The sequence below is a fragment of the Sphingomonas sp. URJC2 genome (genome assembly GCF_059803575.1).
Window position 1 is genome coordinate 14,396 of record NZ_JAPFGX010000030.1, and the last position, 19,317, is coordinate 33,712.

The 19,317-nt window shown below is 68.3% G+C and carries 17 protein-coding genes and 1 pseudogene; 7 read left to right on the forward strand and 11 right to left on the reverse strand.

Annotation, left to right across the window (positions count from 1 at the left end):
• Nucleotides 1-9 precede the first annotated feature (9 nt).
• Nucleotides 10-900 (reverse strand): polysaccharide deacetylase family protein, encoded by an 891-nt coding sequence (locus OPU66_RS11100; protein ID WP_498553716.1) that lies wholly within the window; start codon nucleotides 898-900, stop codon nucleotides 10-12.
• A gap of 87 nt (nucleotides 901-987) precedes the next feature.
• On the opposite strand from OPU66_RS11100, the gene OPU66_RS11105 reads away from it, so the two are divergent.
• A complete protein-coding gene (locus OPU66_RS11105) occupies nucleotides 988-2,622 on the forward strand; it encodes a DUF885 family protein (protein ID WP_498553717.1) in 1,635 nt (544 codons plus the stop codon).
• A gap of 66 nt (nucleotides 2,623-2,688) precedes the next feature.
• Here the strand turns inward: OPU66_RS11105 and OPU66_RS11110 are convergent, their stop codons facing one another.
• The 3 genes from OPU66_RS11110 to OPU66_RS11120 are packed head-to-tail and all read right to left on the reverse strand — an operon-like array spanning nucleotide 2,689 to nucleotide 6,104.
• Nucleotides 2,689-4,029, reverse strand: coding sequence for a M24 family metallopeptidase (locus tag OPU66_RS11110; RefSeq protein ID WP_498553718.1), 1,341 nt, complete (start codon nucleotides 4,027-4,029; stop codon nucleotides 2,689-2,691).
• A gap of 3 nt (nucleotides 4,030-4,032) precedes the next feature.
• Entirely contained in the window at nucleotides 4,033-5,148 is a 1,116-nt protein-coding gene (locus OPU66_RS11115; protein ID WP_498553719.1) for an NADH:flavin oxidoreductase/NADH oxidase, read from the reverse strand.
• On the reverse strand, nucleotides 5,145-6,104 hold the full coding sequence (locus OPU66_RS11120) for a dihydrodipicolinate synthase family protein (protein ID WP_498553720.1): 960 nt from the start codon (nucleotides 6,102-6,104) through the stop codon (nucleotides 5,145-5,147). Before OPU66_RS11120 ends, OPU66_RS11115 begins: the two co-directional genes overlap by 4 nt.
• A 203-nt stretch (nucleotides 6,105-6,307) precedes the next feature.
• Here OPU66_RS11120 and OPU66_RS11125 point away from each other — a divergent pair, with 203 nt between their 5' ends.
• The gene (locus OPU66_RS11125; protein ID WP_498553721.1) at nucleotides 6,308-7,435 is read left to right on the forward strand and encodes an NAD(P)/FAD-dependent oxidoreductase; all 1,128 of its coding nucleotides are present in this window, start codon (nucleotides 6,308-6,310) and stop codon (nucleotides 7,433-7,435) included.
• On the opposite strand, the gene OPU66_RS11130 is transcribed toward OPU66_RS11125, so the two are convergent.
• From OPU66_RS11130 to OPU66_RS11150, 5 genes are read right to left on the reverse strand one after another with little or no spacing between them, the layout of a single operon-like run.
• Complete coding sequence (locus tag OPU66_RS11130) at nucleotides 7,416-8,159, reverse strand: amino acid ABC transporter ATP-binding protein (RefSeq protein ID WP_498553722.1); 744 nt, start codon at nucleotides 8,157-8,159, stop codon at nucleotides 7,416-7,418. The genes OPU66_RS11125 and OPU66_RS11130 overlap by 20 nt on opposite strands.
• On the reverse strand, nucleotides 8,137-8,826 hold the full coding sequence (locus tag OPU66_RS11135) for an amino acid ABC transporter permease (RefSeq protein WP_498553723.1): 690 nt from the start codon (nucleotides 8,824-8,826) through the stop codon (nucleotides 8,137-8,139). Before OPU66_RS11135 ends, OPU66_RS11130 begins: the two co-directional genes overlap by 23 nt.
• Nucleotides 8,823-10,340 carry an ABC transporter substrate-binding protein/permease gene (locus tag OPU66_RS11140; RefSeq protein ID WP_498553724.1) on the reverse strand — a complete coding sequence of 506 codons (1,518 nt, stop codon included), beginning with the start codon at nucleotides 10,338-10,340 and terminating at the stop codon, nucleotides 8,823-8,825. The genes OPU66_RS11135 and OPU66_RS11140 overlap by 4 nt, the downstream gene beginning before the upstream one ends.
• The gene (locus OPU66_RS11145; protein ID WP_498553725.1) at nucleotides 10,337-12,040 is read right to left on the reverse strand and encodes an FAD-dependent oxidoreductase; all 1,704 of its coding nucleotides are present in this window, start codon (nucleotides 12,038-12,040) and stop codon (nucleotides 10,337-10,339) included. The genes OPU66_RS11140 and OPU66_RS11145 overlap by 4 nt, the downstream gene beginning before the upstream one ends.
• The gene (locus OPU66_RS11150) at nucleotides 12,041-12,811 is read right to left on the reverse strand and encodes an SDR family NAD(P)-dependent oxidoreductase (RefSeq protein ID WP_498553726.1); all 771 of its coding nucleotides are present in this window, start codon (nucleotides 12,809-12,811) and stop codon (nucleotides 12,041-12,043) included.
• A 102-nt stretch (nucleotides 12,812-12,913) separates the two neighbouring features.
• On the opposite strand from OPU66_RS11150, the gene OPU66_RS11155 reads away from it, so the two are divergent.
• From OPU66_RS11155 to OPU66_RS11175, 5 genes and pseudogenes are all read left to right on the forward strand, one after another.
• A complete protein-coding gene (locus OPU66_RS11155) occupies nucleotides 12,914-14,341 on the forward strand; it encodes an NAD-dependent succinate-semialdehyde dehydrogenase (RefSeq protein ID WP_498553727.1) in 1,428 nt (475 codons plus the stop codon).
• Between the two features lie 13 nt (nucleotides 14,342-14,354).
• A complete protein-coding gene (locus OPU66_RS11160) occupies nucleotides 14,355-15,065 on the forward strand; it encodes a CoA transferase subunit A (RefSeq protein WP_498553728.1) in 711 nt (236 codons plus the stop codon).
• Nucleotides 15,065-15,697, forward strand: coding sequence for a 3-oxoacid CoA-transferase subunit B (locus tag OPU66_RS11165; protein ID WP_498553729.1), 633 nt, complete (start codon nucleotides 15,065-15,067; stop codon nucleotides 15,695-15,697). Before OPU66_RS11160 ends, OPU66_RS11165 begins: the two co-directional genes overlap by 1 nt.
• Before the next feature lie 156 nt (nucleotides 15,698-15,853).
• Entirely contained in the window at nucleotides 15,854-18,193 is a 2,340-nt protein-coding gene (locus OPU66_RS11170; protein ID WP_498553730.1) for a S9 family peptidase, read from the forward strand.
• Between the two features lie 184 nt (nucleotides 18,194-18,377).
• Nucleotides 18,378-18,561 (forward strand): annotated as a pseudogene (locus OPU66_RS11175) (IS5 family transposase); the annotation flags it as partial.
• On the opposite strand, the gene OPU66_RS11180 reads toward OPU66_RS11175, so the two are convergent.
• Nucleotides 18,561-18,761, reverse strand: coding sequence for a transposase (locus tag OPU66_RS11180; RefSeq protein WP_498553731.1), 201 nt, complete (start codon nucleotides 18,759-18,761; stop codon nucleotides 18,561-18,563). The pseudogene OPU66_RS11175 and the gene OPU66_RS11180 sit on opposite strands and share 1 nt — an antisense overlap.
• An 85-nt stretch (nucleotides 18,762-18,846) precedes the next feature.
• On the reverse strand, nucleotides 18,847-19,098 hold the full coding sequence (locus OPU66_RS11185) for a hypothetical protein (protein ID WP_498553732.1): 252 nt from the start codon (nucleotides 19,096-19,098) through the stop codon (nucleotides 18,847-18,849).
• Nucleotides 19,099-19,317: the final 219 nt, after the last annotated feature.

A 19,317-nucleotide genomic window follows, 5' to 3' on the forward strand; every position in this document is an offset into this window, starting at 1 on the left:
AAAAATGCGCTAGACTGGACCAAGCCCCCGTCCGCACCAGCGCGCGACCTGTTCGTGGGTGGCAAACCACGCCCCCAGGTCGCGCGCCTGTTCGATCAGCGCCTCGAGCATCCAGATGCGCGAGCGATAGCCGATCACGAACGGATGCAGCACGAGCTGGAACAGCCCGCCTTCGGCATGGGCGGCCTCCAGCTCGCGGCGGAAGATGCGGTGGACATCGTCGGGCGTCATCCATGGCCGGGTCGCCGGCGTGCGGTTGAACATCAGATAGACGGCATCGTCGCGCAGCCATTCGACCGGCACCTCGACAATGCCGGTCGGGCGGCCGTCGAGCAGCAGCTCATAGGGCGTCTCGTCGGCCATCAGCGAACTGTCATAGACCAGCCCCATTTCCGCGACGATCGCGATGGTGTGCGGCGACAAATCCCAGTTGGGCGAGCGGAAGCCCGCCGGGTCCGCGCCGATCAGCGGGGCCAGCACGTCGCGCGCGCGCAGCATCAGGTCACGCTCGGTCGCATGGTCGAGCAGGCTGTTATTCTCATGCACCCAGCCATGCAGCCCGACCTCATGGCCGGCCGCGACGATCCGCCGCGTCTCGTCCGGGTCGATCTGCGCGCACAAAGCCGGCATGAAGAAGCTGGCCGGCACCTGATTGCGCGCCAGCGCCGCCAGGATGCGCGGCACCCCGACCCGGCGGCCAAACTCCCCCCAGGCCAGCCGGCCGACCGCGCGGCCGCCGCCGCCGATTTCAAACGATTCATGGTCGCAGTCGAAAGACAGCGCGACCGCGAACGGGGCATTGCCCGGCCAGGATGGCGGCTGCAGCGACCGGCCGGCACGGACGCGCCCGATCAGCGCACGCCATTCCGCTTCCTCGATCGCCCAGGGCGGATTTTCCATGTCGCCAACCTCCGATTTAGCCGCACTGCGAACTTGCGTTCGCATCGTGGGCATGTTTCCCTGTAACCGCAACAGGGGATTCGACAGATGAAGACAGGTTTTCTCCGCGCTTTGGCAACCACGACCATGCTGGTCGCGAGCGCCAGCGCGACAGCGGCCGCCGCCGCCACCCATGCGGATCTGGTCAGCCTCTATCAGTCGGCGCGCGCGGCGGTGACGATACCGGTACGCGATCATGCGCCCGACGTGTCGGAGGCGGCGCTGGCGGCGCGGGCGCGCGCGGCCGAGGACGCGGTCAAGCGGATCGCAGCGATGGACGACAGCGGCTGGCCGATCCCCGAGCGGGTCGATCTGATGATCGCGCTTGCCGAGATGCGCGGCGTGGCGTTCGAACACCGGACGCTCCGGCCATGGGCGCGCGATCCGGTCTGGTGGTCGACGCTCGATCTGGGCTGGGGGCCCAAGGCACCCAGCGCCTTCACCCCGCCCCGCCTGCCGGTTACCGACCGTGCGGCGCGGGCGACGCTGGCCGCCCGGCTGCGGGCGATCCCCGGCGTGCTGGCGACGGCGCGAACCACGCTCACCGACCTGCGCGGCGATCTGGCAAAGCTCGGCATCGCCCATCACCGGATCGAGGCGCGCGTGCTGCGCCGGATGGCGGTGCAGCTCAAGGCCCATCACCCCGAACTCGCCCCGGCGGCCGAGGCCGCCGCCCGCGCATCCGATGGCTTTGCGGCATGGCTGGAGGGCCGGCTGCCCCATGTCCCGGCCAAGGCGGGCATCGGCAAGGCCGAGTTCGACTGGTATCTGCGCCACGTCCTTCTCTATCCCTGGACCACCGACGAGATGATGGTGCTGGGCGAGCGCGAATGGGAACGCAGCATGGCGTTCCTCGCGATCGAGGAGCATGAGCATCGCGGCAGCCCGATGATCGCGCCGGTGACCAGCCTCGATGCGTTCGAGACGCTGCGCCGCGAGGCGGACACCGAGCTGCTCGGCTTTCTGAAGGCGAAGAAGATCTTCACCGTGCCCGACTGGCTGACCGTGCCCCCGCCCGAGGGGCCTTATGTGATGCCCGCCAATCAGGACCCCGCCGCGCCCGGCCCGTTCGACCCGCCGGTCACGCGCAATTTCTTCCGCGAGGCCGAGGACCGCGACCCGCGCAGCCTGCGCGCGCACAATCTGCCCGGCCACATCTTCGACAGCGCCTATCAGCAGCGCGACCGGCGTCCGCTGCGCGGCGGGGAGCGGCTGGGCTTTCTCGACAGCGGCCGGCTTGAGGGCTGGGCCTTTTACCTTGAGGAGATGCTGCTCCAGGCGGGCTGGCTCGACACCCGGCCCAAGGCGCGCGAGATCCATTATGTGCTGCAGGCGAACCGCGCCGCGCGGCTGCGCGCGGAATTGCTCGCCCAGGCCAATGAATGGAGCTTCGACGAGGCGCTGGCTTCGCTGACCGGGCGGACGCCCAGATGGATGGAGCTGACCGACGATACCGCGATCTACGACATGGCGCTGTATCTGCGGCAGCCGGGGCTGGGGCTGAATTATTATTTCGGCAAGTTGCAGGTCGAACAGCTGCTGGCCGAGGAACGCCATGCCAAGGGCGATGCGTTCGACCTGACGGCGTTTCACGACCGCTTCATCGCCGCGGGCGTGATCCCCATCGCGCTCATCCGCTGGGAAATGACCGGCAAGGACGATCAGGTCAGGAAGATGCGCTGACCCCAGATAGGGCGCGGCCGATCCGATAACAGCGGATCGGCCGTCCGGGCTTCAGGGTCGCCCGGTTCAGGGCGCAGGCTGGCGCGGGATCAGGTGCAGGCGGGTCTGGCGGCCGTCGATCCAGCGAAAGCTGTTGCCGTCGAAAAACCCGTCGACCTCAAGCGCGAACCGCACCTCCTGCCCGCCCCATTCGGGCACCTTGTGCATCGCCGCCAGCTCGATCGACCAGGCGGTGTTGGCGTTGATCCGGTAATCGCCCAGCCCGGCCAGCGGGGCCTGATTTTCCCAGCGCCCGATCCACGGCCCGGCACCATGGCCGTGCTGGCCGATCGGGTGGCTGTAGATGATCGGCGTCAGCCCGGCGGCCAGCGCATCCTTGCGCGCCGCCGCCAGCAGGGCGTTGCCGGTGATGCCGGCGCGGTAATTGGCAACAACGATGTCCTGCAGCCGGTTGGCGGCGGCCATGCCGGCGACCAGCCCGGCCGGGGGCGCGGTTTCGCCGGGGCGCAGCACATAGGCCAGCCGCTGAGTATCGGTCTTCAACCCCATATAGCCGGCGCAGAAATCGACATGGACGAGATCGCCCGGCTCGATGGTGTCGGTGCGCGGCACCGTCTGGTTGCCGATGGCCGGGCCGCCCTTGTCGGGGCGCTGGATCGTCACGCTGGGCTGGCACCAGCCATCCATCTTCCGCGCCGCCAGCTGCTCGCGATACCACCAGACGAGATCGGCGGTCGTCGTGACGCCGGGGACGATCGCGCGTTCCGACAGCCCTTCTTCAAGCAGCTCATGCGCGGCGCGCATGATCGCTGGATAGACCGCCATGTCTTCGGGCGTGCGCGTTTCCAGCCAGCCGATCGCCAGCGTGTCATGGCTGACCACCCGGTTGGCCAGCGGCCCCAATGCGGCAAGCAGCTGGCGGTGCTGGCTGACGGTCAGGCCGTCGGCCAGCCCGGTTTCCTCGGAGATGTTGACGGCGATCTTCTTCGGGTCGCGCGCGCGCACCAGTTCGCCCAGCCGCGCCCATTGGTCGGGCTGGGTTTCGGGATCCCAGGCGGCGGTGAAAAAGTCGCCGACCGGATAGCGGGCGACCGCGAACCGCTCCACCCCCTGCGCCGGGCCGCGGTCGTGAAACACCAGCACCATCCGCCGCCGCGCCGACATCCAGGTGGCCGGCAGCATCGTGCGCAGCACCGGATCCTCGGCATATTCGCGCGCGACGATAATCCACATGTCGACGCCGTGGCGGCGCATCAGCTGCGGCACCAGCTGATCCAGCCGCGCCCTGACCAGCCGGTCCTGCGCCTCGGCGCGCTGGCGCAGCGTGGGGGTGGCGACCTCCGCCCCGGCAGGAACGGCAGGAACGAGCGACAGGGAACCGAGCAGAAGGGCGGCAAACCGGGTCATGGGCTATCTTTCGCGAAGTTTTCGACGCTCGAGGAAGAACGCATAATTGCGTGGCAGCAGCTTGTGCGCGTCGGCCACGCCCAGCTCCATCGCCGCGCGATAGGCAAAATTGCTGTCGGCCAGCAGCTCGCGGCCGATGGCGACCAGATCGGCCTCGCCCCGGTCGACCGCCGCCGCCGCAATCTCCGAGGTGACGATCAGCCCGACCGCCATGGTCGCAACCCCCGCCTCGCGGCGCACGCGCCCGGCCGCCGGCACCAGATAGCCCGGCCCCGGCGGCATGTCGGCGACACCGGAACTGCCGCGCACCCCGCCCGACGAGCAATCGACCACATCGACCCCGGCCGCCTTGAGCGCGGCGGCCAGCCGGACCATGTCGTCGACCACCAGCCCGCCCGCAACGCCGTCATACAGCGACAGCCGGTAGAAGATCGGCATCGCCGGCGGCAGCGCCGCGCGCAGCCGCGCGACAATGGCAAGCGGCAGCCGGAAGCGCCCGGCCTCGTCCCCGCCCCAGCCGTCATTGCGGCGGTTGCTGAGCGGCGAGACAAAGCTGTGCAGCAGATAGCCGTGCGCGCCATGCACCTCGACAAAATCGAAGCCGGCGGCGACCGCGCGCAGCCCGGCGGCCACGAACGCATCGATCACCGCCTCGATCGCCGCCTCGTCCATCGCCTGAGGCACGGGCCAGCCATCGAGAAACGGCTCGGCGCTCGGAGCCAGCGCCTGCCACGCCCGGGGATCGTCGGCGGGAAGCGGCTGCGCCCCGTCCCACGGCACCGCAGCACTTGCCTTGCGGCCCGCATGGGCCAGCTGGATGCCGACGGTGACGCCGTGATCGTGATAGGTGCCGACAATCTCCGCCAGCCCCGCGACATGCGTATCGGACCAGATGCCCAGACAGCCCGGCGTGATCCGCCCTTCGGGCGTCACCGCCGTCGCCTCGAGCACCGCGCCACCAAGGCCGCCCAGCGCGAAGCGGGCGTGATGCGCGCGGTGCCAGGCCGTGGCGTGACCATCCTCGGCGACATACTGGCACATCGGCGACAGCATGATGCGGTTGCGGAAGGTCGCGCCGCGGCAGGCAAAGGGCGCGAACAGCGCCGTGTCCGGGTTCACGCGGCCGCGCTTTCCATGTCCTGGCTGCGCGCGTCGATATCGGCCATCAGCGCGTCGATCTGCTCGAAGATCGCGAGGATCGCCTTCAGCCGCTGCCGGCCCTCGTCGCCCAGTTCCGAGAAGCGCGTCAGCGGCGGACGCACATCGCCGACCGGATGGCCGACCGCCGCCGCCAGCGCCTTGGAATAGCATTGATGGCCATAGGTCGGATGCCCTTCGGCGATGATCTTGTCGGCCTTGTGGACAAGCGCCTGGATCGCGGTCGCGTCATGGATGCGGCCCTGTTCCAGCAGCTGCCACATCCGCGTCGTCGAATAGGGCAGATAATTGCCATAAGGGTTCACATAGCCGACCGCGCCGAGCAGGAAGCTCTCGACCGGACGCTCGCCGGCGAACACGTTCATCTTGCCATGCGTCTGTTCGACAATGTCGAACACGCGGGCGACGTCCATGCTCGCTTCCTTGATGTAGCGGACCTGCTCGAATGCATCGGTCAGCTTGGCGACCAGCGCCGCGCTCATGTCGCGGTTGGACGTGACCGGGTTGTTGTAGAGCATGATCGGCACGTTCACCGCCTCGCAGATCGCGCGGTAATAGGCGAAGATCTCGTCATCGGTGGGCGTGTAGTAATAAGGCGGGATGATCATCAGCCCGTCGGCACCCAGCGCCTCGGCCTCGCGGCTGAACGCCACCGCGCGCGGCGTATAGGCGTCCATCGTGCCGACCAGAACATCCATCCGCCCGTCGACATGGCGCACCGTTTCCTCGACGATTAACCGCCGTTCCTCGGGGCTGATGGTCAGGAACTCGCCGGTCGTGCCGAGCATGATGATGCCGGGCACGCCGCATTCCAGCTGCCAGTCGATGAACCCCTTGAGCGCCCCTGTATCCACCGCAGCGCCGTCCGCATTGAACGGCGTGACCGCGACGGTGTAGCTGCCGCGGAATGTCTTCATTGGTCCCTGCTTTCTGAGCTGCGGCTCGGCCACCCTGTCCCGATGGCTTTGCCCATTGATGCGTTCTGCGAACATTTGTAACAATAGCGCCCACTTTTTCGCTGACAAGACGGGATCGATGCAAATGCCGCTCCGCCGGGCAAGATTTGATGGCTGCTGACGCTGGAATTCGGGCCGGCGGCCGCGTTGCCGGCGCCGATGATGTGATCGTGATCGGCGGCGGAATCGCGGGATGCGCGACCGCCTGCTATCTCGCGCGCGACGGCGTCCGCGTCCGGCTGGTCGAACGGGCATCGGTCAACGGCCTCGCATCGAGCGCCAATGCCGGCAGCCTGCATGCCCAGATCCCGCACGATCCGTTCCGGCATCTGGGGGCAGACTGGGCGCGCAGCTTCAGTCCGGCAGTGCGGCTGTTCATCGCCTCGCTTGGGCTCTGGAAGACGCTCGAGGACGATCTGGGGGCCGATCTGGAAATCGGTTTTGGCGGCGGCTTGCTGGTCGGTGCCGATGCGACCGAGATGGCGGAGATCGAGGCCAAGGCGGAGATCGAGCGGGCGGCGGGCCTGCCGGTCGAACTGCTCGACGAGCGCGCGGTGCGGGCACGCGCGCCCTATCTGGCCCCGAAGATCATGGGCGGGGCCTTTTGCCCGATCGAGGGCAAGGCCAATCCGCTGCTGGTCGCGACCGCCTATGCCGCGGCCGCCCGCGCCGCCGGGGCGGTGATCGAGACGCATGGCGGGCCGGCGACGATCCGGCGCGACGGGCCGCTCTACACCGTCGCCGCCGGCGGGCGCGCATGGCAGGCCCCGCGCATCGTGATCGCGGCCGGGTCCGAAACCGGCACGCTGGCGGCGGCGCTGGGTGCGCGGCTGGCGATCGAGGCGTTTCCGATTCAGGTGAGCGTGACCGAACCGGCCGAGCCGCTGGTGCCGCATCTGGTCTATTGCGCGGGCGAAAAGCTGACGATGAAGCAGACCCGTGTCGGCAGCATCCTGATCGGCGGGGGCTGGGCCGCGGACCTCGATCAGGCCGGCCGCCCGGTCGTCAGCATCGACAATCTGTCGCGCAATCTGGCCGTGGCCTGCGGGGTCGTGCCGGGCATTGCCGGCCTGCGGCTGGTGCGCAGCTGGGCGGCGTTCGTCAACGGCACGGCGGACTGGCTGCCGATTCTGGGCGAACTGCCGCAGTCGCCGGGCGCGTTCATCAACTATGTCCCGTGGATGGGCTTTACCGGCGGGCCGGCGGCGGCACGGTCGATCGCCAGTCAGGTCCAGGGCAGGCCCTGCCCGCTTGGCCTCGATCTTGATGCATTCAGCCCGCGTGGCGGATGATCGAGCCGATGAATGACCGGGTGCGCGCCTGCTCGGGCGCGCCGAAAATCTGCTCGGACGTGCCGGTTTCGACCACCTGACCCGCATCCATCATCACCACGCGGGTCGAGATTTCGCGGACGAACGCCATTTCATGGCTGACCAGCAGCATGGTGATGCCGCTGCCGGCCAGCGTCCGGATCGTGTCGAGCACTTCGCCCACGCGTTCGGGGTCGAGCGCCGACGTCACCTCGTCGAGCAGCAGGATTTCCGGCTCGACCGCCAGCGCGCGGGCAATCGCGACACGCTGCTGCTGCCCGCCTGACAGCTGTTCGGGATAATGATCGCGGTGGCCGGCCATGCCGACACTGGCGAGCAGATCGAGCGCCCGCGCCTCGGCCTCGCGCCGGGGCACGCCATGCACCTTGATCGGGGCGATGGCGACATTGTCGAGCGCGGTCATGTTCTGGAACAGGTTGAACTGCTGGAAAACGATCGACATGCGCCGGCGCAGCGCGCGCAGCCCGGCGCGGTGGCCGTAATCCACCCCCTCGCCGGCCACGCAGACAGTGCCGCCATCGGGCGGGGTCAGGCCGATCAGGACGCGCAGCAACGTGCTCTTGCCCGATCCGGACGGGCCGATCAGGCTGACCACCTCACCCTTGTCGGCAGACAAAGTGACGCCGTGCAGCACCGGTTTGCCGCCATAGCTGGCCTTCAGGTCATGGATGTCGAGATGGTGCAAGTCGGGTCTCCAGCCGCCGCGCCAGCCGCCCGAGCGGCCAGGACAGCGCGAAGTAAAGCAGCAGGACCGCGCCGAAGCCGAGCGACGGCGGATAGCCGCGGTTGACGAGGATCTTGCCGGCAAAGGTCAGTTCGACAACGCCCAGATAGGAGGCGAGCGACGTGTCCTTGACGAACATGACCATGAACGCCGCCGCCGGCGGCAGGATCACCCGCCAGCTTTGCGGCAGCACGACCAGAAAAAGCGTCTGGCTGGCCGAGAAATTGAGCGCTTCCGCCCCCTCGACCTGCTGGCGCGGGACGGAATCGAACCCGGCGCGGATGATTTCCGACAGATAGGCCGTGGCCGCGAGCGTGATCGCAACCGTCGCGATGCCGAGCAGCGACAGCCCCGGAGCAAGGATCTGGGTGGCGAACAGCACCAGGATCAGGATCACCAGAAAGGGCAGCCGGCGGAACGTCTCGACCGCGAGCATGGCGACGACCCGCGCCGGGGCGAGCACCCGCATCCGCGACCGGCGCAGCACGGCGATGCCCATGCCAAGGACGAAGCCGAGGCCGCAGCCGATCACCGTCATCCACAGCGTGCGGAGCAGCGCGCCGATCAGGAACTCGGCCGTGCCGAGCGAGAAGAAACGCGGCGCAGCGGCCAGGATCGCGTCGATCATCGGCCGCCCCCCGCCGGAACCCGGAACAGCGACCGGCCGACCGCGGCCAGCGCCGCCGAGGCGATCAGGGTAAGCGCGATGTAGATCAGCCCGGCCATGGTGAATGTCTCGATGGTGCGCAGGCTGGCGGTGCTGATGTTGATCGCCCGGCCGGTCAGCTCCTCGACCCCGAACAGCGCGCCCATCGAACTGCCCAGCACCAGCACGATGAAGAACGACGCCAGCGGGCGATAGACGGTGCGCATGACGTGCGGCAGGATGACATGGACGAGCAGATCGCCCCGGCCCAGCCCCAGCACCGCCGCCGCCTCCAGCTCCGACCGGCGCACCGAGGCGACGCCGGCGCGGATGATCTCGGTCAGATAGGCCCCGGCGTTGAGCGTCAGCCCGATGGCGACCGCCGTGAACGAGCCGAGCTTGATGCCCGCATCGGGCAGCGCATAGTAGAGCAGGAAAATCTGCACGAGCGCAGGCGTGTTGGTGAACAGCGCGACATAGCCGCCGACGCCGCGCCGCAGCCCGGCCCCGCCATAGAGCAGCGCCACCGCACCGGCGAGGCCGATCGCCGCCCCCGCCCAGAAGGCAAGGAACGCGATCTGCAACGACACCAGCGCGCCGCCGAGCAGATAGGGCAGCTGCGCAAGCACCGGTGCCCAGTCGAGCCGGTATCCGGGCGCGACCGCCGCAGCGGCCGGGCGGGGCAGCAGCGCCGGCGCGATCTGCGCCGCGCCCACCGCCACGCTCATGTCCGCGCCGTAATGGCGCCGCCACAGCCCGGCGACGGTGCCGTCGCGGTGCAGCCGGTGCAATGCCCGGTCGAGCGCGACCTGAAGGCCGTGATTGCCCTTGGCGACCCCGATTCCGCACCAGGCGGCAAAGATCGGTTCGGGCAGCACGCGCCATTTCACATCGGGATAGAGCCGGGTGAACCCGAGGAAGAAATCGGTATTCTCGACAAGCGCGTCCGCCCGCCCCTGCGCGATCGCGCGGATCGCATCGGCATTGCCGTCGACCAGCAGGCGGCGCGGCAGCGGCAGCTTGCCGCGCAGCACCTCGACCGACTGGTTGCCCCGCATGTTGACGAGGGTGATGTCGGGGCGGTTCAGATCCTCCCAGCGGGCCGCGGTGACCCGGTCGGTGGTGATCACGCCCATCGCCTCGGAATGCAGCGGGATGGTGAAGTCGATCAGCGCCTGCCGTTCCGGCGTGATCGTCAATGCGCCCATCGATGCGTCGATCCGCCCGGACACGAGGAACGGCACACGCTGCGCCGCCTCGGTCGGCACCAGCGCGAGCCGGACGCCGAGCGCGGTGGCCAGCCGGCGCGCGACATCGACGTCGAAACCGCTCAGCTGATTGTCGTCGCCATAGCTGCTCATCGGCGGGAAATTGGGATTGACGCCGATCCGGATCTCGCCCGACCGGCGGATCTCGTCGATCGTCCGCGCCGATGCCGGCACGGCGACGACGACCGCGAGCGCGATCAGCATCAGGTGCAGCAGCCGGGCGATCATGGTTGGGCCAGCGATGCGATTTCGCCGATGGTCACCGGCTTGAACGGCGCACGCGGGGCAAATCCGCCGGGTGCCTGGGCAGCGGCCAGCCGCGCCTCAATGAGCGTCGTGCAATAGCGGCCGCCACAGGCCCCCATGCCGGCGCGGGTCGCCCGCTTGATCGCCGCCAGATCGGCCGCCCCCGTGTCCCGCAGGACATCGACGGCCGCGGCGGTCACGCTTTCGCAGCGGCAGACCAGCGCCTCGGCCGGCGGATCGGGCAGGTGCGGAACGGCATAGATCCGCCACAGCGCAGTCTGAAACCGGCGATGCCGCGCCAGATCGGCCCGCGCCCGGCCGACATCCGGCGCGGGCACGGCACCCCCCAGTTCGGCTGCGATGGCGGCGGCGGCGATCACGCCCTGGGCAAGCGCTATGCGCGCCCCGCCCAGCCCCCCGCCATCGCCGATCACCCGCACACCGGGCACCGATGTCGCGCCATCATCGTCGCGCACGACCATCAGCCCGCCGCGCGGATCGGCGGCAACCGCGCAGCCGAGCGCGCGTGCCGCCTCGACCTGCGGCAGAAAACCATAGCCAAGGCACACGGCATCGACCGCAAAGCTGCGCACGGTCGCCGGATCGGGGATGCCATCGGCACCGATGCGGGCGATCTCGACCGTTTCGACGCGCCCGTCCCCGGCCATGCGCGTCACCACATGGCCATGAAATGTCGGAACGCCGTGGCGGCGCAGCTGCGCGGTCATGCGCACGCCGTCCGCCACCAGCCGGGGCGCGGACAGCGCCATCCGCGCCAGATCGGCACCTTGCCGGAGTCCGGGGGCGGCAGCCGCCTCGACCAGCGCCACCACCTCGACGCCGGTGCGCGCCAGCTCGGCGGCGACCTGGACGTTGAGCGGGCCGTTGCCCGCCACCAGCACGCGCTGGCCGGGTGCGCTGGCATAAGCGCGCAGCAGCGTCTGCGCGGCCCCGGACGTCATCACCCCCGGCAGCGTCCAGCCCGGCACCGCCCAGGGGCGCTCATACGCCCCCATCGCCAGCACCAGCCGCCGGGGCCGGACCGCACGGGCGGTCTGCCCATCGGCCAGATAGACGACCGGCGCACCATCGGGATCAAGGCTTGCCGCCCACAGCGTCGCGCCGTGAAGGAAGCTGACGCCGGCCGCCCCGGCATCGGCGACCAATTGCCGCCCCTCGCGCGACTGACGGTCGAGCCGCGCGTCATCGACGGCAAAACCGCTGCCGGGCTGCTTGAAATACTGGCCGCCGGCCTTGTTCCGTTCATCGGCGACGACCACCGACAGGCCGGCCCGCGCCATCGCCCGCGCGGCCGAAAGGCCCGCCGGCCCCGCCCCGACGACAAGCACATCGGGGGTCAGCGCCGCGCCCGGCTCCACGCCGGTCGCTGCGGTTGCAGGCACCGTCCGGGCCGGCGCGCGCGCCACGACCTGGCCGGGCTTGGCCATTGCCATGCACGCCCGCGCGACCGCGCCGTCGATGACCACGCGGCATTCGCCGCACACGCCCATCCCGCACCACAGGCCGCGCGGCGCGCCGCGCGCCGTCGTCCGCATCGCGGACTCGCCGGCATTGATCAGTGCCGCAGCAACGCTTTCACCCGGCCATGCCTCGATCGCCCGCCCCTCGAAGCTGATCGAGAAGCGGTCGCGGCGCGCGAGTCCAGGCAGATCGACGCGCATTTAGCGGATATAGGTCGCGCCGTTGACGTCGAGCGTCGCGCCGGACAGCTGCGGCGCGGCACCGCTGGCAAGGAACGCGACGATCCGCGCAACTTCTGCGGGATCGACCCATTCGCCGCTCGCCAGCGTTGCCGACACCTTGTCCTCGCCGCCCTGGGTGGCGGCAAACTCTTCCGACAGCCGCGTGCGCACGACGCCGGGGGCCACGACATAGGCGCGGATATTGTGGCGGGCATAGCTGCGCGCGACCGACTGAGTGGCCGAGCGGACCGCCGCCTTGGACGCGCCATAGGCAATGGTCGCCGGGTTGGTCACGCCGCGCTGCGCCGCCCAGCTGGAGATGGTGACGATGTCGCCGCCCCCGGCTTCCAGAAAATGATTGACCGCCGCGCGGATCAGCCGCGCCGGTGCGCGCACATTGACGTCGAGCGCCCGGTCCCACGCGCCTTCGAAAGCGGCGTCATCGGCATCGAAGCCGCCGTCGAACGGCATGGTCGCGGCATTGTTGACCAGCACGTCGATGCGCCCCCGCCAGTCGAGCGCCCGCTGCCACAGCGCAAGCGTGGCCGCGCGTTCGCCCAGATCGGCGGGGATGGCAATCGCCTGGCCGGGGGCGGCGGTCGCGATGGCGCGCTCCGCACCGGCCAGGTCGCCGCCGTAATGGGCAATGACATAGGCGCCGCCAGCCAGCAGCTCGCGAGCGATTTCGGCGCCGATCCCCTTGGATGCGCCGGTGACGAGAATGGTTTTGCCGTGCAGCGATGCTGTCATGTGACAAAACCTAGACGAACGCATTTTGCTCGTAAAGCGAACTTTTGGGCGCTATGTGAACAAAAAACATCGGCCGGCACCGCCCGGCGCAACGAGGATGGCATGACGTACGAAGCCGAAGCAAAGCTGTTTGTCGATGGCGCATGGCAGGGTGTCGAAGGGCGCGAGGCGCGTCCGGTGATGAACCCGGCAACGGGCGCGGTGCTGGGCGAAGTGCCGCTCGCCACCCCTGCCGATCTCGACCGGGCGCTTGCCGCCAGCGCGCGCGGCTTTGCGCGCTGGCGCGACACCGATCCCGGCGAACGGGCGCGGGTGCTGCGCGCCGCGGCGGCGCTGATGCGCGAACGTGCCGACGCGATTGCTACCATGCTCACCCGCGAACAGGGCAAGCCGCTGGTCGAGGCGCGCGGCGAAGTCGAGGCGAGCGCCCAGCTGCTCGATTTCTATGCGGGCGAGGCGGTGCGCATCGAAGGCCGGGTGCTGATGCGCCCCACCGGTGCGCGTTCGATCGTGATCCGCCAGCCGGTCGGGCCGGTCGCGTCGTTCACGCCGTGGAACTTCCCCGTCTATCTGATGATCAAGAAGCTCGCCCCGGCACTGGCCGCCGGCTGTTCGGTGATCGCCAAGCCGCCGGAAGAGACGCCGGGCTGCACCACCGCCGCCATGGCCTGCCTGATCGATGCCGGCGTGCCCGCCGATGTCGCGCAGCTGGTGTTCGGCGATCCCGACATGGTGAGCCGCCATCTGCTCGGATCGCCGGTGATCCGCGCGATCAGCTTTACCGGGTCGGTGCCGGTGGGCCGCCATCTGATGAAGCTGGCCGCGGACGGGCTGAAACGGGTGACGATGGAGCTGGGCGGCCATGCGCCGGTGCTGGTGTTCAGCGATTGCGATCTGGACCGCACGCTCGATCTCGTCGTCCCGCAGAAGTTCCGCAATGCCGGGCAGGTCTGCGTGTCGCCGACGCGCTTTTATGTCGAAGCCGGCATCTATGACCGGTTCGTCGCCGGCTTTGCCGACCGCACGCGCGCGATCCGCGTCGGCGACGGGCTGGATCCGGCAACGGCGATGGGCCCGCTCGCCCATCAGCGCCGGCCGGCAGCGGTCGGCGCGCTGGTCGAGGATGCGGTGCTGCGCGGGGCCGTGCTGGCGGCAGGCGGGCAGCGGTCGGGCGATGGCTATTTCTACCAGCCGACCGTGCTGGCCGGGGTGCCGGCCGATGCCGAGGTGATGCGCCAGGAACCGTTCGGGCCGGTCGCGCTGATCCGCCCCTTTGCCGACGAGGCGGAGGCGATCGCTGAGGCGAATCGCCTGCCCTATGGCCTGGCATCGTTCCTGTTCACGGAAAATGGCCGCCGCGCCAACCGCGTCGCCGATGCGATCGAAGCCGGGATGGTGGGCGTCAACGGCTTTGCGATCAGCAACGCCGATTCGCCGTTCGGCGGCGTCAAGGACAGCGGCTTTGGCAGCGAGGGCGGGCGCGAGGGGCTGGACCCGTTCCTGGTCGTCAAGGCGATCCATCAGGCCTGAACGGGAACCGGCGATGCGCAACAAAATCTACCCCTCCCCCGCCGCCGCGCTCGACGGCGTGCTGTTCGACGGGATGACGATCATGTCGGGCGGCTTCGGGCTGACCGGCAATCCCGAAAGCCTGATCCCCGAAATCCGCGCCGCCGGCGTGCAGAGGCTCACCGTCATCTCGAACAATGCCGGGGCGAACCGATTCGGTTTGTGGATGCTGCTTGAAAGTCGCCAGATCGCCAAGATGATCGCCTCTTACATCGGCGACAACACATTGTTCGAACAGCAATATCTGTCGGGCGAGCTGGAGCTTGAGCTGACCCCGCAGGGCACGCTGGCCGAACGGATCAGGGCCGGCGGCGCGGGCATTCCGGCATTTTACACGCCGACCGGGGTCGGCACGCTCGCCGCCGAGGGCAAGCCGGTCGAGACGTTCGACGGCATCGACTATGTCCGCGAACGCTGGCTGCGCGCCGATCTGGCGATCATCAAGGCATGGCGCGCCGATGCCGCCGGCAATCTGGTGTTCCGGCGCACCGCGCGCAATTTCAACCCGGACATGGCGACCGCCGCGCGCGTGACGGTCGTCGAAGCAGAGGAGATCGTGCCGGTGGGCAGCATCGACCCGGACCATGTCCACACCCCCGGAATCTATGTCGACCGCGTCGTCCAGAGCACGATCAACGCCAAGCTGATCGAAAAGCGCACGACCCGCCCGGCGGAGACCGCATAATGGCCTGGACACGGGACCAGATGGCCGCGCGCGCCGCGGCCGAGCTGCGCGACGGTTTCTACGTCAACCTGGGCATCGGCATCCCGACCCTGGTTGCCAACCATGTCCCCGCGGGCATCGACGTGACCTTCCAGTCGGAAAACGGCCTGCTGGGGATCGGGCCGTTCCCGCTGGAAGAGGAAGTCGATCCCGATCTGGTCAATGCCGGCAAGCAGACGGTGACCGCGACCGACGATGCCAGCTTCTTTTCCTCGGCCGACAGCTTCGCGATGATCCGGGGCGGCCATATCGACCTGGCCGTGCTGGGCGGGATGCAGGTGTCGGCGCAAGGCGACCTCGCCAACTGGGCGATCCCCGGCAAGAAGGTGAAGGGGATTGGCGGCGCGATGGATCTGGTCGCGGGCGTGCGGCGCGTGATCGTGGTGATGGAGCATCTGACGCGCGACGGGCTGCCCAAGATCGTCCAGCACTGCACCCTGCCGCTGACCGGCGCGCGCTGTGTCGACCTGATCGTCACCGATCTGTGCGTGCTGGCCTGCGACCGGCCGGGGCTGCGGCTGATCGAATGCGCGCCGGGGATCACCGCCGACGATGTGCGCGCGGCCACCGCGGCCCCGCTGGCAGCGGTTTAGGGCGGCAAAGGCAGGTGGCTCACAAAGCCGTGCCGTTACATCACGTCGGGGGCCATGCGGCCCGCATTCGCGCTTGTGCCCGGCCAGGGGCGCGTTCCACCTATGCCGGCAACCGGCTTTCACTTCAGCTTTCACCTTGGGGGTCACAGGATCGTCATGCATAAGCCCAGCTTGGATCTCGCGTTCGGACCGGTCACCGCGCGGTTGCGCCACTGGCCGCGGCTGCTGGCCGCCACTGCCCTTGGGCTGGCAGTGCTGGCCGGCCCGGCCATTGCCGCCGATGCGCAGGCGGTCGCCGCCAGGGCGGACGCCGCGCCATCGGTGCAGCGGCTGGCGACCCTGCCGATGCTGACCGGGACGACGCCGTCGGCACCGCGCTGGTCGCCGGACGAGAAGAGAATCGCATTTCTGTGGAACGACGGCGGCTGGCCGTTTCGCGATGTGTGGGTGGCCGACGCCGCCGGTGGCCCGCCGCGCCGCCTGACCCGGCTGGAGGGGGACAGCCCGGCCAAATCGGTCGCCTTCGGCGCCCAGCGGCCGACCGGGACCAGCCTTGACGCCCTGCGCCGCGACATGGACGCGCGCGAACGCGGCGGCGTTTCCGATCTGGTCTGGAGCCCGGACGGCAAGAGCGTCTATTTCGCCTTTGCCGGCGCGGTCCATCAGGTCTCGGCCAGCGGCGGCGCGGTCAAGGCGCTGACCAAGGCCGGGGCGGGCAAATCGTCCCTGCAAATCTCCCCCGACGGGCGCTGGCTGTCCTATGTCGAAGTGGGCGATTTGTGGCTGCTGAACCTTGCGACCGGCGAGGCCCGGCAGGCCACGCGCATCGGCGCGCCGGGCATCGGCACGGTGGCGATCGGCAGCATGGTCGGCCCCGATGCGGCGATCACCGCCTATGAATGGTCGCCCGCGTCGGACCGGATCGCCTTTGTCCATGTCGATCGCCGACAGGTTCGCATCGTGCCCTTCCCATCCTATTTGCAGGGCGACGAGCCGATCCTGCACAAGGTGCGGCGCTCCTATCCGGGCGACACGCTGGAGACGCGGCGCGTGGGCGTGCTGACGCTGGGCGCGACCGATCCGGCCTTTGTCAGCCTGCCCGACGCCGACAAGCGGTCGATTCTGGACTGTGAATGGTCGCCCAGGGGCGATCGCCTGCTGATCCAGAGCGATTCCGACGATGCCGAACATCGCTGGATCCATGTCGCGGATGCGCGCGACCTGAGCGTGCGCGAGATCCTGCACGACCAGCGGCCCCGGCGCATCTATTCGATGTTCGAGGCCGAATGGAGCGCGGACGGGCGGGAGATCTTCATGATCTCCGACGCCGACCGATATTATCGCATCAAGGCCATCCCGGCGGATGGCGGCGCGGTGCGGCCGGTCACCCCGGACAGCTTCGACGTTGACGGCAGCATCAAGACGGTGCGCGGCAGCGGCGACCTGCTGTTCCTCGCCGCCGCCCCGACCCCGTATGAGCGCCAGCTCTACCGCATCCCGGCCAAAGGCGGCACGCCGGTGCGCGTCACCAGCGGCGCGGGCACGCACGAGCCGAGCTACAGCCCCAGCGGGGCGAACATCGCGCTTATCTCCGGCAGCGACCAGAACCCGCCCGAGCTGTTCGTCACATCGGCGCGCGGCGGCGGCGAGCGGCGGGTGACGCGCTCGCCGATCGCGGGGTTCGACGATTTCAAATGGGCGGGCGCGCGCTATGTCAGCTTTCCCAGCCGGGCGGGCGACTTTCAGGTCCATGCGCGGATCATCGCGCCGCCCAATCTCGATCCGACGAAATCCTATCCGGTGATCATCGGCAACATCTATTCGAACACCGCGCGCAACAACTGGCTGACAGCGCGGCCGATCGGCCTGCTGCAGCAGCATCAGGTGCTGGCGAAGGACTATATCGTCGTTCAGGTCGATCTGCGCGGCAGCCTCGGCTATGGCGTCGCGTTCCGCGAGGCGTTTCAGGGGGATTGGGCCGGCGGCGATCTGGACGATCTGCTGGGCGCGGTCGATTACCTGACCAGCCTGCCCTATGTCGATCCGAAGCGGATCGGCATCTGGGGCAACAGCTATGGCGGGCTGATGACGCTGGCCGCCCTGTTCAAGCATCCCGGCGTGTTCGCCGCCGGCGTGGCCGGCGCGCCGGCCGTCGATCCGCCCCGGTTCCTCGGCAGCGACCAGCATCTGTCGCGCTATCCCAAGGACCGGCCGGAGGTGTTCACCGAACAGAGCCTGCTCAAACATGGCGAGAAGCTGCAGGACCCGCTGCTGTTCCTGCACAGTTTCCACGACGACATCGTGCCGCTGCTGACCACGCTGCAAATGTCGGAAAAGCTGATGCATCTGGGCAAGAAGTTCGAAATGGCGATCCCGTCCAACACCGGCCATTGGTGGGCCGGCCGCGAACATTATGCCGCCTATACGCTCGGCTATCTCCAGGACTTTCTCGACGAACATGTCGGCCCGGGTGCGCGGGACCGGGAGGCGAAGTAACCGGCGGCTGTCCACCCGTTACCTACCTTTTTCGCCTAGAGCGGTTTCCGGTCCGACTGCATCGGATCGGCCGCTCCAGGCCTTTGATTTACAGCAATTTCTGAGTCGCCGGGTGATTCCACCCGGCTCGAAAATGCTCTAATTCGACCGCTCTCGCGCGCACTTCCGGCGTCGAGGCCCATTGCTGATCGGACGCACCAAAAGGCGGCATGAGCATCAAGCTGCATGGCGTAACCGATGCCAACGGACGGCCGATCAGCCCCTTCATGACAGCAGGTCAGGTGAGCGACGACATCGGTGCCGGCGGCCTGTTCGAAACCCTGCCCAAGGCACAATGCCTGCTGGGCGACCGGGGCCGTTATGCTGACTAGTTCAGGGCAGCCCTGCAGACCCAGGGCATCAGGATCCAGCTCCACACCGCCACACCATGGGCCGCACATTGCACGGCAAGCAGATCGCGATAGGCCGCATAATCATCATCGCCAAAGAACACCTGCTGGCGACGATTGCCCCGCTGCGTCACATGATGCGCAACATCAGGTATCACGATGCGAGACAGGCGAACCATGCAAACAGCCCATCAGCTCGTGCGCACCGGGTATATTTAGTATCGTGTCCCCGGAATTTTCACAGCGAGGTATAACACGCTTAATCTACTTTTCCAGAAACACGAATATGGTTTTGACGTCAAAGCGATCTGCCCACTTTTGGGCTGCTTGCAGTGCAAGATCTAAGCTCACATCGTCCTCTTTAAGTGAGCCGTAGCCAACCCACTCGCCTGAGTTTTTCCACGCACCGCCATAACCAAAATATTTTCCATTCTTTTGTTCGATAAACAACCATGGGTCTTTTTCATCGGTTTCTGGACGTTGGTCATCCTGACCAAGATAGACGATATCAGCCATTTAGCTTCCTTCCTCAATACTATCGACCTGCCCTACCATCAGCAATCCAATCCTCAAAAGCTTCTAACATTTCATTGTCTGATAAGTCAGGGGCAATTCCGGGGACACCAATTCCGGGGACACGATACTTAATTCCATCAGTCAGCCCCCTTCGCCTTTGGCCCGCGCTTGGCGGGGGTCATGCGGCGCATCAAGGCACGTTCTGCTTCGGCGATCCAA

Bases quoted from the DNA above. Each gene is read 5' to 3' on its own strand.
- OPU66_RS11100 (WP_498553716.1), bottom strand. From the start codon at position 900: ATGGAAAATCCGCCCTGGGCGATCGAGGAAGCGGAATGGCGTGCGCTG.
- OPU66_RS11105 (WP_498553717.1), top strand. From the start codon at position 988: ATGAAGACAGGTTTTCTCCGCGCTTTGGCAACCACGACCATGCTGGTC.
- OPU66_RS11110 (WP_498553718.1), bottom strand. From the start codon at position 4,029: ATGACCCGGTTTGCCGCCCTTCTGCTCGGTTCCCTGTCGCTCGTTCCT.
- OPU66_RS11120 (WP_498553720.1), bottom strand. From the start codon at position 6,104: ATGAAGACATTCCGCGGCAGCTACACCGTCGCGGTCACGCCGTTCAAT.
- OPU66_RS11135 (WP_498553723.1), bottom strand. From the start codon at position 8,826: ATGATCGACGCGATCCTGGCCGCTGCGCCGCGTTTCTTCTCGCTCGGC.
- OPU66_RS11140 (WP_498553724.1), bottom strand. From the start codon at position 10,340: ATGATCGCCCGGCTGCTGCACCTGATGCTGATCGCGCTCGCGGTCGTC.
- OPU66_RS11145 (WP_498553725.1), bottom strand. From the start codon at position 12,040: ATGCGCGTCGATCTGCCTGGACTCGCGCGCCGCGACCGCTTCTCGATC.
- OPU66_RS11150 (WP_498553726.1), bottom strand. From the start codon at position 12,811: ATGACAGCATCGCTGCACGGCAAAACCATTCTCGTCACCGGCGCATCC.
- OPU66_RS11155 (WP_498553727.1), top strand. From the start codon at position 12,914: ATGACGTACGAAGCCGAAGCAAAGCTGTTTGTCGATGGCGCATGGCAG.
- OPU66_RS11160 (WP_498553728.1), top strand. From the start codon at position 14,355: ATGCGCAACAAAATCTACCCCTCCCCCGCCGCCGCGCTCGACGGCGTG.
- OPU66_RS11165 (WP_498553729.1), top strand. From the start codon at position 15,065: ATGGCCTGGACACGGGACCAGATGGCCGCGCGCGCCGCGGCCGAGCTG.
- OPU66_RS11170 (WP_498553730.1), top strand. From the start codon at position 15,854: ATGCATAAGCCCAGCTTGGATCTCGCGTTCGGACCGGTCACCGCGCGG.
- OPU66_RS11180 (WP_498553731.1), bottom strand. From the start codon at position 18,761: ATGGTTCGCCTGTCTCGCATCGTGATACCTGATGTTGCGCATCATGTG.
- OPU66_RS11185 (WP_498553732.1), bottom strand. From the start codon at position 19,098: ATGGCTGATATCGTCTATCTTGGTCAGGATGACCAACGTCCAGAAACC.